Genomic DNA, 13,007 nt, shown 5'->3' with positions numbered 1-13,007 from the left:
AAAGTTATACCACCGTTCAAAGTATTATATTCGTCACGCATTATGAAAATCCTGCTTTCTTTTCCGACTTCCGAATGACATAAAAAAAAGCACTTTCCTTAAACGGAAAAGTGCTTTTTGATAGATTTTAGAGCATCTTCTTCAAATATAGGATTACCATATTCATTAATGACGTGAACAGTGTGCTTCGTTTCTGAACCGAATTCCATCAGACGGCTTAAATAATTTTCCTGGATACTATCATCCATATTCTCATCTTGGAAGCGAACACTTAGATAATACCCTTCCTCATAATGGTACAAGGCATTGTGAACGCTGTCCGGCAATGTCAGGTAATGGCTCAACTGAATGACATCCTCGATATCCGGAAAGTGAAGAACGAAGGACAACGGCTCTTTATTTTCTTCTTCTTTCTCACCTTCATTGTCTTTCTTATCTTCTGCAGTGCTTTTCTCTGAAGGCTCACTTTCCAGTAACGACTCCAGTTTCTCATCCATCGGAATGTCGATGTTCTTGTCTTCCTCATCCGGCAATTCCAGCTTTTGTCCGTCCTGGGAAAGTTGTGCTTTTGTTACAATGATTTCCATTCCTTTATCCATCGCCTGTACCTGGATCCACAACGGCCCTTCCGGAGAGAAATCTTCCTGGTCGCTCACTTCATCCATCATGTCCCAGAAAAGCTGCTCGCTGCGCTCCCGGTCATACCAGATTTCTTCGCGATTGAATCCCCGTTGTTCTACATCCTGATACGTTATATAAAACTTAACAGTGTTTTCATTAATCCGTTCTATTTCCATTTTCGTCTCTCTCCCTTCGAGGTAGTATAACAGGCTGAAGAGACTGCTCTATTATTTAACACAGTACCCGAATCCGCAACGGTCTACACCCTGCTTTCGAATAATTCATCTGTGCTGTTGACTTCATTATAGGATACCTTCCCTCGGCTTCAAAATAAATTGCTTTCACGTAAAGTAAATGTAAGTTGGTATTATATTTTAGACTATTTACTTTCTTTTGTCACTAGATAAGAAGGAACGAAATTTATCGTTTTCACGTTCGTTGATTATTGATTAATAAAAAAGCTATGCCTCTTATCGGGGCATAGCCTTTAACATCAATTGACAAGACGCTGAGCTTCTTTCAACTGGAAAGTTCGAACGCTCCTTGGAAGGAAGCGGCGTATTTCATCTTCGTTGTATCCGACCTGCAACCGTTTGTCATCAATAATGATAGGACGGCGTAACAAACCGGGATTTTCCTGGATAAGATCGAACAATTCCTGCATTGGTAATTGATCGAAATCAGTGTCCATTTCCTGGAACACTTTGGATCTCTTCGATATGATCTCTTCTGTCCCGTCTTCAGTCATTCGGAGTATTACTTTTATTTCATCGATAGTCAAAGGTTCTGAAAAAATATTTCTTTCCGTGTATCCAATGTTATGCTCTTCTAACCAGGTTTTGGCTTTACGGCATGATGTACAGCTTGGTGAGGTATAAAGTGTAACCATGTGAGACTTCACTCCTCATTTTTGGAATATAACAATATCTGCAAGCGAAATTGTTTATCAGTTTAAAATCACTTTAATTAAATCCTTATGTTCAGTATAACACAATAGGGACCGAAAATCCATATCGCTTCCCGAAAAAACTGGTGAAATTGAGGTAGCGATGCTCGGTGTCGTTTTGCCTTACATATACTATTATACCACGTCTGACCTCTACTTAAACCCCGCAAGCGATTAAGTTCACAAAGTTTTCATTATCAATTAATATACCTTCATTGAAAAAGCTCCCGTACTGATACGGGAGCTCTTTTCAAACTTTCTTTTTAGCATCGAGAGAATCAATCATGTTGTCTACGGCCCTTTCTTCATCCAGCTGGAGAACTTCTTCTACCGGCTGATAGGATTTGCCGTAAAACTTCTTATCTTTATACGTGTGTATTTCATTATACATCTGTTTCATCTGTTCAAATGTTTTCTCTTCACTGTAATCTTCCGGAGACCAGTACAGAATCTCAAGCTGGCTCCATTCATTCGTAGCCAGGGAACGCCGGGAATATCCAATAGACTGTGCGTGTGAGAATCCTTCACGCTGATAGAAGCGGAGGCGTTTCTCCGTATCCGAATCTTCGTAATCGACCGGTTCCACTTCAAGTATAATCGGTTTGTTCTTTTCCTTCATCCTGTCCATCAGTTTGTGACCGAGACCTTCGCCCCGGGCGCTTGAGGAAACATACACGTAATCGATAAAGACGAAAGTCGGGAATTCGGCATACATTAATACGTGTTTATCCCCTTCATCTTTGTAGTATAAATCTCCCTTTTCATTCAAAAGAGCTTCCATATGTTCCTGAGATTTCATTTCTTCAATTGGAAAATACTGATTAAGCTTTTCAAACCAGTTCATCGATCTACTCCCTTTTTCGTAGTCTTCTCTATTATAACGGAAATCCGCTCTTTTGTTAAATTGGAGTAAATAAACAGAAAACCCGGTCGCAATTTAACTGCGCCCGGATCTTTGATTACGGAGTATAGTCCACTCCCTCAGTATAGTTGTTTCCTGCATTCCAGATAAGATATTCTTCGATTCCGTTATTATTAAGAGCCTCGATCTGTGCTTCCACTTCCGCTACTCCATACTGTTTCGTCGGACCCGAATATAACCACGGAGCTTCGAAGTCCTGAATCCATGGCCGGGAAACCGGCGGCTCTTCCAATGTTTTCAATCGGTCATTTTCCACTTTAGCGTATTCCTCAACAAGCTTATAAGGTTCTGTATCTGTATTTTCAATTCCAAAGAAAGAACCCCAGTGGCTCGGGTAAATCATCGAGGAAATCACATCGACATTCGAGGCGATTTTCGAAAAATTCTGGCCTATATTCGGTTCTTCGGGAACTACTGCCGAGTAACCGAAAATATCCACCGATACATCAGTATTGTAATTTCTGAGCGATTCTCTCGCATATTCTACAAAGTCCGTCACTGCATTGACTCTTTGCTGGACATCACTCACACCTTCTGAATCGTAATCCCCTCTTCCATACTGAAGTACGTCGTCTCTTGACGCGAACCCTTCCGGAAAGCGTACATAGTCGAACTGAACTTCCTGGAAACCAAGATCAGCCGCCATTTTAGCAACTTCAACGTTGTACTCCCACACTTCTTTCTTGAATGGGTTCACGAAGGCTTCCCCTTTCCCATTCGTCCATATCTCCCCATTTTCTTTGGTAAAAGATAACTCAGGTCTCTCTTCTGCCAGCACATTGTCTTTAAATACGACAACTCTCGCTATCGGGTAGATACCTTTCTTTTCAAGATCTTTCAGTATGGCCTCGGGATCGTCCATCACGCTATCGTATTTACCTTCGAATATTTTTTTATATTTCTCGTTATGCGGTTCGAGCATAATTTCGCCGTGGTCTTCCTTAACATCAATTACCATTGCATTCAAATCCGTTGATTCTACCAGTTCCGTCAATTCAGGCATTTTTTTCCCTGCTGCCGAATTGGCAGTGACATAGATTCCCCTTACTGCATCGGGATATGTAAATGAGAGTTCCGACTCACGCATAAAACGCTGAATTCTGTCGGGAAACGGATATTTTTCAGGAACAAGTTCTTTGCCTGAAACCTCCGTTGCAGGCAACTCTTCCCCTTCTTCCGCCTGCACTGCTCCCCCAAGACTGCCAATCACTATTATAACGAACAAAACATTGCACAATACTGCTTTCATTTTACCATCCCCTGCCATCATTTCCTCTATTATATACGAAATTCCTATTCAATGACCATAGTTTTCCATTACTTTCATAAAAATACTTATATTTAAAAGGACCGCTTCTGTGCAGAAGCGGTCCTTCCGGTTACTTACCCGGATGATCCTGTTGATACTTTTCCATTTCCTTTGTCGTACAGAGTACCCAATGGTCCGGTCGCACTTCACGGAATTCAGGTTCCTCACTCTGATCGTGATCACTCGGGTCGTAGTTGAATCTTCTTCTGGATCTTTCATAATCCGGATCCGGAAGAGGAATAGCTGATAACAGGGACTTTGTATACGGATGCATCGGATTCTCATACAAATCATCAGCATCTGCCAGTTCGACCATTTTTCCGAAATACATTACTCCGATACGGTCACTGATATATTTTACCATCGACAAGTCATGAGCGATGAATAAATAAGTGAGATTTTTCTCATTCTGCAGCTTCTTCAGCAGGTTCACCACCTGTGCCTGAATGGAAACATCGAGAGCTGAAATCGGCTCGTCAGCGATAATAAAGCTCGGGTCTACCGCCAGGGCCCGTGCAATACCGAGACGCTGGCGCTGGCCCCCGCTGAATTCGTGCGGGTAGCGGTTAGCATGGTCTTCATTAAGTCCTACTGTTTCAAGCAGGTTCACAACGATATCTTTACGTTCCTGATCGTTGGAAGCAAGGCCGTGAACATCGAGGCCTTCCGCTATAATATCCTCCACTTTCATACGGGGATTCAAAGAAGCGTAAGGATCCTGAAAAATCATCTGCATTTCCCGATTGAAACGCTTCAATTCTTTTTTATCTTTCACACTGTGTACGTCTTCTCCATTAAAAAGCACTTCCCCGTCTGTTGCGTCATAAAGGCGGATGATGGTACGGCCCGTCGTAGATTTACCGCACCCCGACTCTCCTACAAGCCCGAAAGTTTCGCCTTTGTATATATCGAAATTAAGGCCATCCACTGCTTTGATGACGCCTTTCCTTCCTGCTTTAAAGTGCTGTTTCAGGTTGTTGATCTCAAGCAGCTTTTCTTTACTCATACTCCATCTCCTCCCGCACTTTCCTGTGTCGTCCCTTTCATACGAGTCTGCACACTTTCAGGCGGCTGGACGGCCGGTGCATTCTCATGAAGAAGCCAGGTAGCTGCGTAGTGATCATCTGATACTTTGAACATCGGTGGTTCCTGTTCAAAATCGATTTTCATGGCGAAATCACTGCGCGGAGCGAAAGCATCTCCCTTTGGCGGGTGCATCAGATCCGGGGGAGATCCCGGGATGGCGTACAGTTCGTCGTCATTACTGTCAAGCGAAGGCATGGAGCCGAGCAGCCCCCACGTATAGGGATGTTTCGGGTTGTAGAAAATGTCATCCACTTTACCGATCTCCACTATTTTACCGGCATACATGACAGCTACTCTGTCAGCTACGTTCGCCACAACTCCTAGATCGTGAGTGATGAACACGATACCGGACTCCATTTCCTTCTGAATATCTTTCATCACTTCAAGAATCTGTGCCTGAATGGTAACGTCGAGAGCGGTCGTCGGTTCATCTGCAAGAAGAAGCTTCGGATTACACGCAAGCGCAATAGCGATCACTACACGCTGACGCATCCCTCCTGAGAACTGATGGGGATATTGTTTAAGACGCTCTTCGGCATTTGCGATTCCGACGAGTTCCAGAAGTTCCAGAGCCCTTTTTTTTGCGTCGCTTCTACTCTTCTTCTGGTGCTTGATCAAACCTTCCATGATCTGATTGCCGACTTTCATCGTCGGGTTCAGGGAAGTCATCGGATCCTGAAAAATCATCGCTATATCTTTCCCGCGGATTTTGGAAAGTTCTTTATCTTTCATTTTCGTTAAGTCTTTACCCTCAAAAAGGATTTCCCCTTCTTTGATACGGCCCGGAGGACTTGGTATAAGTCCCATTAAAGCTTTCGTTGTTACGGATTTACCGGAACCGGACTCGCCTACAATGGCAAGGGTTTCCCCTTTTTTAACACTGAAATCCACACCCCGGACTGCTTTCACTTCGCCTCCGTAGGTATCAAAGGATACGTGCAGGTTGTTCACTTCGAGTAAGTTATCCATGATGTACCCCTTTCTCCTATTCACGCATCTTCGGATCGAATGCATCACGAAGACCGTCTGCTAATACGTTAAATCCAATCATCAGTATCGATAATATAAGCGCCGGCCAGAACAGAATGAACGGATAAATCTGCAGAGATTTGAACCCTTCATCAATGAGCGTACCGAGAGATGCCTGTGGTGTCGGTAGCCCAAGGCCGATGAAACTCAGAAAAGCTTCAAAGAAAATGGCTGATGGAATCGTGAACATCGTATTAATGATGATCAGTCCCATTACGTTAGGTACGAGGTGTTTTCTGATCACCCTGTTATCCGAGGAACCGAGGGTCTGGGAAGCGAGCACAAATTCCTGGCTTTTCAGCTTCAGTACCTGTCCCCTCACTATTCTCGCCATTGGAATCCACCCGGTAATGACGAGCGCAATGGTAATGGACATGATCCCCGGATCCAGAATGAGGATCATCAGTACGACGACGACAAGGTTCGGTATACCGGTAAGTATCTCAATGATACGTTGCATGTAGTTGTCGACACGCCCGCCGTAATAGGCGGAAATACCGCCGTAGGCAACCCCGATCACCATATCGATTGCAGCCGCAAGAAGAGCTATGTAAAGAGAAATTCTTGTTCCTTCCCATACTCTCGTCCACTGATCCCTTCCGAGCCCGTCTGTTCCAAACCAGAAGTTAGAGTCAATACCTTTGGCTGCATATGGGTCGTGTACGGCTTCGACTCTTGCTTCCCCGCCATCGGAGCCATCATTCAATACATTTATTTCCGTGAATTCTTCATCGTTGCTGAATCGGGCAAGTGCACTGGAGCGGGCGGCTTCCACCGTGTCCCCCTCTTCAATCTGGGAGAGTGTCCCATCAAGACCGAGCCAGCCGAGCCCATCGACCTTCGCAGGGATTTTAGCCCTCGACAGATCCTGTTCATTTGCTGTGTATTCATTCATGTAAGGTCCGAATATTGCCATAATCGCTACGATAATAAGGAGAACCAGCCCGGCCATCGCTCCCTTATTCTTCCGGAGACGGATCATAGAATCTCTCCAGAAGGATAGGCTCGGCCTCCCTATTTCGTGCTGCTCTTCTCTTTCGCGATCCACAGGTACAAATAAATCTTTTGAAGGTGTTTGATTTTCCATACTCAATTAATCTCCTTCTGTCAGTCGGATTCTTGGATCAATGAGCCCGTATAACAGGTCAATGATCAGGATGATAAGGATGAACAGGAACGAGAAGAAAAGTGTCGTCCCCATAATAATCGGGTAGTCGTTTGTGTTGATGGATTTGACGAACTGTTCTCCGATTCCCGGTACCGAGAAAATGTTTTCAATTACGAGCGTACCTGTCATCAGACTTACAGCAAGCGGTCCGATAATGGTTATAATCGGAATGAGAGCGTTACGAAGTCCGTGTTTGAATACCACTCCGAACTTGTTCACTCCTTTTGCTCTCGCTGTAGTTATAAAATCGGAACCCAGCACTTCCAGCATTTCAGTCCGCATGTAACGTGCGGCAATTGCAATTGGGAAGATCGCCAACGCTATGGTTGGTAAGATTGTATATTCCCAGCCTTCCCAAAGAGCAACTGGAAAAAGCCCCCACTGAACACCTAAATAAAATTGGAGAATACCTGCGAAAACGAAAGAAGGTATGGATTTACCTATTACCGCGATGAATGTGGAACCATAGTCCACGACCCCATTGTGATAAATCGCCGCCAGCAACCCAAGCAGGACACCGATGATTGTACCTAAAATCAGAGACTGTGCCCCGAGTGTCATCGAAGGTCCCATTCTTTCGAGCAGAATCGTCGTTACTTCACGATTATCAAATTGGAAAGATAGTCCGAGATCCCCCTGGAAGAGTCCGGTAATATAATTGAAATACTGGACAGGGAGAGGGTCATTCAAACCGTATTTCTCCAAAACAATCGCCTGCTGTTCTTCCGACAGCTTATCTGCAGCACTCAAAGGTGTACCCGGCAGAAGCTTCATCAGGAAAAACGTCATCGTTGCAATGAGCAGCAACGTTATTAACATATACACAAGTCTCTCTAATATGTAACGCACCATATGCTGACACCTCCTGGTTGTAAAATCTTATTAAAGCAGTTAATTGACTGAAAGTTCCGTATTATCGGAAAAATTCCTTTACAGGGAAAAAGAGAGCATACGTCCTCCGACATATACTCTCCTTTCTTGTTACTGGCCTATATAAAGTTAAGAATGTCCTTCTTATTTACCTTCAATATAAGCATACTTGTACGTGTAGTCGGCACCCATAGGGTTTACATAGACACCTTTTACGTAAGGTTTCTGCAGCTGGGCCACACTACGCTGATAAAGTGGAGCAAGTACAGCATCTTCTTTCATAAGCAGTTCCTCCGCCTTCAGGAAGTTCTCCCAACGGGCTTCAGGATCCTGGGCAAGATCTGTATTCGCTTCATTGATCAGTTTATCGTACTCTTCACTTGCATAACCGGTATGGTTGTTACCACCGTCTGTCAGCCACAAGTTAAGGAAAGTATTAGGGTCGATGTAGTCAGGTCCCCAACCTGCGTTCTGAAGCTGGTAATTCATACTCGTGTCGCGCTCCAGACGTACTTCGAACGGCACGGAATTAACTTTAACGGAAAGTCCTTCGAGCTGCTCCAGCTGATCTTTGATGTAAGCATCAAGATTTTTAGCAACCTCTGTATCTCCGCCGAGGTACTCAAGCTCAACAGAATCTTTACCGAGCTCTTCTTTCGCCTTCGTCCAGTGTTCTTTCGCTTTTTCAAGATCGGATGTTACGAGATCTCCGTTCAGTTCGCGGAAATCTTTTCCGGATTCAGGGTGAGAAACGAAGTTCTCAGGCACCTGTCCTGTAGAAGGTTTCGAACCGTTGTTCAAAATGACGTCCACCATACCCTGTCTGTCGATTGCGTACTGGATAGCTTTACGTGCATTCACGTTCGAAAGCACTTCGCCTTCCTGGTTCATCTTAATATAGAAAAGAGTAGGTTCATCTTTGATCTGGAACTCTTCCGAGGAACGGTATTCGTCTACGAACTCAGAAGAAAGACCTGTCCGGTCGATTTCACCGGAGTTGAAAAGGTTCACTCCTGTCGCTGTATCTTTCACTACGTTTACGTCGATTTTATCAAGTTTCACGTTCTCTGCATCCCAGTAGTCTTCATTCTTGACTACTGTCCAGCCTTCACCGTGGTTCCATTCTTCAAACTTGAATGGTCCGTTAGAAAGAAGGGCATCCGCTTCCTGAGCGTAGTTATCCCCCTGCTCCTCAACGAAGTCCTGGTTCAATGGAAGGAACGTTCCGAACGCCGTCAGAGATTCGAAGTAAGGCGTCGCCTGTTCTAATTGTACTTCAAGCGTATGTTCATCTTTTGCAGTAACACCAAGTTCACTAACTTCCATCTCACCGCTGGCAATCGCTTCGGCATTTTTAATGACGCCGTTCATCATGTACGGACCGTACTCGGAACCTGTGTCCGGGTTTACGGCACGTTGCCACGCATAGACGAAGTCTTCCGCTGTTACAGGGTCTCCGTTGGACCATTTTGCGTCTTCACGAAGGTTGAATGTATAAGTAGTGCCATCTTCGCTCATTTCGTGATCTTTAGCGATACCCGGTTCTGCCTGGGCATCTTCATCCAGACGATACAGACCGTCTTTCGTGGAACCTAACCACTGGAACGCAACTGTATCGGTAGCCATGGACGAATCCATCGTCGGAATATCTGCGGATTCAGAAAGGTTCAATACCTGTTCTCCGTCCCCACCGGAACCTTCGTTATCTGATCCGGAACTTTCTCCGCCCTCACTACTGCTGTCGCCTCCGCCGGAGCAGGCAGCCAGGAACATACTCAACGCCAGTGTCAGCACCAGCAATAACCAATTCGACTTCTTCATGTGAAAAAGACCTCCCCTTATTATAAATGTATTCTGAAAATTCAGCGGTTCGAACAACCCGCAATTTGAATTATACAAGTTTTCTTAAAATTTTGCATTAATTTTTTAAATATTTTTGAAATAAACATTGTTACAAAAGTGGATTCGACCGGTTTTTTAAGTCTAAAGACCTATATTAAATTACAATAACATTACAACTATCACCACCTTTATCTTTGAAGGGACGAAATTCGGTGCTATAATTGTAACGATTTGTTACATAGTGAGGAGTGTTTGAATATGGAAGCCGTAAAAAAGGCCTTCTTTGTATTGCTCGTTAATCTTGTAATCACCGCTCTGCTTTTTCTGTTCAACGCTCCTGCATATACATTGAAGTATTATATTAATTCCGTTTTCTACGTAGTATTCTTTTATTTATTCATCGCACTTATGATGTGGGTGATCCGCGGAAGATTCTTCGACGGAATCACTTACAGTTTTCGCAGATTCTACAATAAGACTTCAAAACAGCGGGATTACCTTGAAGAATGGAAAGGAAAACCTCTGCCCTCAGAAACCGTCAATCACAGCTGGCTCCGGATGTTTTTCTTCCAGGGTGTTTTTATGCTGATGATTATGTTTGGGCTTTTGTTCTTCTACTATGCAGGGGTTGCAAATTAGCACCCGTTTCCCTATACTTCTATTACAATATATATTCAGAGAACAAGGATGGAAGATAAGTACGTACAATGTTCTATTGGTACAGAGACGCTGTGGTGGGTGCGAACAGCGAAGACATAGTACGGAAATTGGGCTTCCGGAGTTTCACCGTATATCGGCGTTAACGATTAAAGTCGGCTGTATGATCGCAATACAGCAATTAGGGTGGCACCGCGAGCATTCGTCCCTGCACAGGCAGAGAGGAATGCTTTTTGTATGCAGGAAATTAATTATATAAACAGGGAGCGATTACTATGTCCATTATTTTTTCAGGTATTCAGCCGAGTGGCACACTTACTCTCGGCAACTATTTGGGAGCGTTGAAGCACTTCGTCGATCTGCAGGAGGACCACCACTGTTACTTCTGTATCGTAGACGAACATGCGATTACTATGCCACAGGACAGATTAAAATTGAGGGACAATATCCGTTCTCTTGCAGCTTTGTACCTTGCTGTGGGTATCGATCCAGGGAAATCCACACTGTTCATTCAGTCGGAAGTACCTGCCCACACTCAGCTTGGCTGGATGCTACAGAGTATCAGCTATATCGGGGAACTTGAACGGATGACCCAGTTCAAAGATAAATCACAGGGAGGCGGCAGAGACGGGGTTTCTTCCGGACTTCTCACATATCCGCCGCTTATGGCTGCAGATATCCTTCTTTATCAGACAGAGACTGTACCAGTAGGCGAAGATCAGAAACAGCATCTCGAACTTACACGGACGCTTGCAGAACGTTTCAACAATAAGTACAACAACGTTTTCACGGTACCCGAAGTCAGCATACCCACTACCGGGGCCCGGATCATGTCTCTCCAGAAGCCCGACAAGAAGATGAGTAAATCCGACGCCAACACAAAAGCATTCATTTCAATGCTCGATGCTCCTGATACGATAAGAAAGAAAATCAGGAGCGCCGTGACGGATTCGGAAGGAATCGTAGAATTCGACCCCGATAATAAGCCGGGAATTTCAAACCTGATTACCATTTATTCCGTCTGTACCGGCCGTTCGCCGGAGGAGTTGACAAATGCTTACCAGGGGCAGGGGTACGGAGACTTCAAAGCAGACGTAGCGGAGGCTGTCGTCGAAGTCCTCTCCCCTATCCAGGAAAAGTACTACGAGCTTCTCCATTCCGAAGAACTGGACCTGATTCTTGATGAAGGAGCCGGTAAAGCGAATGCTTCTGCAGAAAAGACGTTGAAAAAAGCGAAAAAAGCGATGGGACTCGGACGCGTTCATCAAAAAAGAAGATGAATCTCAAGAAACTTTCCATACGGTACAAACCGGAACTTTTTCAGGTTCCGGTTTTTGTTTTTACATTAAGGAAGCGGACCAACGGATAAATTGGTATGAACGCTCAAAAATACAGATATGATTTCGTACTTTATGTAAGTATCTGGAGTACGGTATAATACGTTCAATTCCTTCTTTACTTATGAAAGGATACAAGGTACATTTGAATTGGTAAGCTACGGGAAAGGGGAATAATTATGGCTTCAAGCCGTGCAGTGCGCAGACGAAGAAAAAGTAAAAGAAAACTGAAATTGTTCGTCGCACTTATATTGATTTTAACATTGACAGTCGTCGGTTACACGGCTTTTGAATATTTGAGTGGAAAACACAACGCGGAAGGGACGGCTTCTGCAGACGCCAAGGACTCTTCTGGTGAAATGAACAGTGAGTATAAGAAAGAATGGGAAGGTACGGATAACGGGGATGGAAAAACGAACGTCCTGATGCTCGGAAGTGATCAGCGCGGCTCGGAAAAATCCCGTACCGATACAATTATGATTGCCCAGTACGATCCGGGTGCCCAGTCAGCGAAACTGGTCTCCATTATGAGAGACACATACGTCAAAATACCCGGCCACGGATATAATAAAATAAATGCTGCATTCGCCATTGGCGGTCCGGAACTGATGCGGAAAACGATAAAAGAAAATTTTGGTGTGGAGTTGGAGTATTACTCTCTTGTAGATTTTGACGGCTTCACACAAATTGTGGATACTATCGCTCCGGAAGGACTTCGTATCGATGTGGAAAAAGATATGAACTTCGAAGATAGCGCAGGCAAAATCGATCTTGAGAAAGGGGAACAGAAACTGGACGGAAAGGAACTGCTCGGGTATGCACGTTTCCGCAAAGATGCGGAAGGGGATTACGGACGTGTCCGCCGCCAGCAGCAGGTGATCACCCGTTTAAAAGAGGAAATCATTTCCCTGAACGGTGTATTAAAAACACCTCGGCTGATCGGTACAATCCAGCCTTACGTCGATACGAACCTCGGCACCGGGAAAACTCTTTCCCTGGCCAAGGACTTTCTTTTGAACCCTGTGGAGGATATTGAAAAACTACGCATACCGACTGATGACAATACGTGGAATGAACGTAAAGAGTACCCTATCGGTCTGGTACTGAATCACGATACAGAAGAGACAGCAAGAACGATCCAGGAATTTCTGGAATAAGCTAAAAGCCTTCCCTAGAGATGGTCAGGGAAGGCTTTTTTGTAATTTATTAATAGATTACAA

General features: G+C 44.5%; 12 protein-coding genes and 1 other annotated feature. Of the genes, 3 read left to right on the top strand and 9 right to left on the bottom strand.

Annotated features, from left to right (window positions below; all coding sequences use genetic code 11):
* Positions 1–98 precede the first annotated feature (98 nt).
* From mecA to BW931_RS00700, 9 genes are all read right to left on the bottom strand, one after another.
* Positions 99–797 (bottom strand): adaptor protein MecA, encoded by a 699-nt coding sequence (gene mecA / locus BW931_RS00740; RefSeq protein WP_008590076.1) that lies wholly within the window; start codon positions 795–797, stop codon positions 99–101.
* 317 nt (positions 798–1,114) lie between these two features.
* A complete protein-coding gene (spxA, locus tag BW931_RS00735; RefSeq protein ID WP_076569167.1) occupies positions 1,115–1,510 on the bottom strand; it encodes a transcriptional regulator SpxA in 396 nt (131 codons plus the stop codon).
* Between the two features lie 307 nt (positions 1,511–1,817).
* Positions 1,818–2,411 (bottom strand): GNAT family N-acetyltransferase, encoded by a 594-nt coding sequence (locus BW931_RS00730; protein ID WP_008590081.1) that lies wholly within the window; start codon positions 2,409–2,411, stop codon positions 1,818–1,820.
* Positions 2,412–2,526: 115 nt separating this feature from the next.
* Positions 2,527–3,738, bottom strand: a complete 1,212-nt coding sequence (locus BW931_RS00725; RefSeq protein WP_084193814.1) for a putative glycoside hydrolase — start codon at positions 3,736–3,738, stop codon at positions 2,527–2,529.
* Between the two features lie 130 nt (positions 3,739–3,868).
* Entirely contained in the window at positions 3,869–4,804 is a 936-nt protein-coding gene (locus tag BW931_RS00720; protein ID WP_076569162.1) for an ABC transporter ATP-binding protein, read from the bottom strand.
* Complete coding sequence (locus BW931_RS00715; protein WP_076569160.1) at positions 4,801–5,853, bottom strand: ABC transporter ATP-binding protein; 1,053 nt, start codon at positions 5,851–5,853, stop codon at positions 4,801–4,803. The genes BW931_RS00720 and BW931_RS00715 overlap by 4 nt, the downstream gene beginning before the upstream one ends.
* A 16-nt stretch (positions 5,854–5,869) precedes the next feature.
* The gene (gene opp3C, locus BW931_RS00710) at positions 5,870–7,000 is read right to left on the bottom strand and encodes an oligopeptide ABC transporter permease (protein WP_076569158.1); all 1,131 of its coding nucleotides are present in this window, start codon (positions 6,998–7,000) and stop codon (positions 5,870–5,872) included.
* Positions 7,001–7,006: 6 nt separating this feature from the next.
* Positions 7,007–7,933 carry an oligopeptide ABC transporter permease gene (gene opp3b / locus BW931_RS00705; RefSeq protein WP_076569156.1) on the bottom strand — a complete coding sequence of 309 codons (927 nt, stop codon included), beginning with the start codon at positions 7,931–7,933 and terminating at the stop codon, positions 7,007–7,009.
* 162 nt (positions 7,934–8,095) lie between these two features.
* Complete coding sequence (locus BW931_RS00700) at positions 8,096–9,772, bottom strand: peptide ABC transporter substrate-binding protein (RefSeq protein ID WP_076569154.1); 1,677 nt, start codon at positions 9,770–9,772, stop codon at positions 8,096–8,098.
* Positions 9,773–10,051: 279 nt separating this feature from the next.
* Here BW931_RS00700 and BW931_RS00695 point away from each other — a divergent pair, with 279 nt between their 5' ends.
* The 3 genes from BW931_RS00695 to BW931_RS00685 all read left to right on the top strand — a co-directional run bounded on the left by BW931_RS00695 (position 10,052) and on the right by BW931_RS00685 (position 12,944).
* Complete coding sequence (locus BW931_RS00695) at positions 10,052–10,432, top strand: DUF3899 domain-containing protein (RefSeq protein WP_076569152.1); 381 nt, start codon at positions 10,052–10,054, stop codon at positions 10,430–10,432.
* Positions 10,433–10,468: 36 nt separating this feature from the next.
* Positions 10,469–10,663, top strand: a binding site (T-box leader).
* Positions 10,664–10,725: 62 nt separating this feature from the next.
* Entirely contained in the window at positions 10,726–11,730 is a 1,005-nt protein-coding gene (trpS, locus tag BW931_RS00690; RefSeq protein WP_076569150.1) for a tryptophan--tRNA ligase, read from the top strand.
* Positions 11,731–11,966: 236 nt separating this feature from the next.
* Positions 11,967–12,944, top strand: coding sequence for an LCP family protein (locus BW931_RS00685; protein WP_076569148.1), 978 nt, complete (start codon positions 11,967–11,969; stop codon positions 12,942–12,944).
* Positions 12,945–13,007 lie beyond the last annotated feature (63 nt).

The organism is Salimicrobium salexigens (genome assembly GCF_900156705.1).
GTDB classification, from domain to species: Bacteria; Bacillota; Bacilli; order Bacillales; family Halobacillaceae; genus Salimicrobium; species Salimicrobium album.
The sequence above is the reverse complement of the archived record's forward strand: the minus strand, read 5'-3'. Positions and strand labels throughout refer to the sequence as shown.

What these genes read in the sequence shown, in the direction of transcription:
- mecA (WP_008590076.1), bottom strand. Translation starts at nt 797, where the DNA reads ATGGAAATAGAACGGATTAATGAAAACACTGTTAAGTTTTATATAACG.
- spxA (WP_076569167.1), bottom strand. Translation starts at nt 1,510, where the DNA reads ATGGTTACACTTTATACCTCACCAAGCTGTACATCATGCCGTAAAGCC.
- BW931_RS00730 (WP_008590081.1), bottom strand. Translation starts at nt 2,411, where the DNA reads ATGAACTGGTTTGAAAAGCTTAATCAGTATTTTCCAATTGAAGAAATG.
- BW931_RS00725 (WP_084193814.1), bottom strand. Translation starts at nt 3,738, where the DNA reads ATGAAAGCAGTATTGTGCAATGTTTTGTTCGTTATAATAGTGATTGGC.
- BW931_RS00720 (WP_076569162.1), bottom strand. Translation starts at nt 4,804, where the DNA reads ATGAGTAAAGAAAAGCTGCTTGAGATCAACAACCTGAAACAGCACTTT.
- BW931_RS00715 (WP_076569160.1), bottom strand. Translation starts at nt 5,853, where the DNA reads ATGGATAACTTACTCGAAGTGAACAACCTGCACGTATCCTTTGATACC.
- opp3C (WP_076569158.1), bottom strand. Translation starts at nt 7,000, where the DNA reads ATGGAAAATCAAACACCTTCAAAAGATTTATTTGTACCTGTGGATCGC.
- opp3b (WP_076569156.1), bottom strand. Translation starts at nt 7,933, where the DNA reads ATGGTGCGTTACATATTAGAGAGACTTGTGTATATGTTAATAACGTTG.
- BW931_RS00700 (WP_076569154.1), bottom strand. Translation starts at nt 9,772, where the DNA reads ATGAAGAAGTCGAATTGGTTATTGCTGGTGCTGACACTGGCGTTGAGT.
- BW931_RS00695 (WP_076569152.1), top strand. Translation starts at nt 10,052, where the DNA reads ATGGAAGCCGTAAAAAAGGCCTTCTTTGTATTGCTCGTTAATCTTGTA.
- trpS (WP_076569150.1), top strand. Translation starts at nt 10,726, where the DNA reads ATGTCCATTATTTTTTCAGGTATTCAGCCGAGTGGCACACTTACTCTC.
- BW931_RS00685 (WP_076569148.1), top strand. Translation starts at nt 11,967, where the DNA reads ATGGCTTCAAGCCGTGCAGTGCGCAGACGAAGAAAAAGTAAAAGAAAA.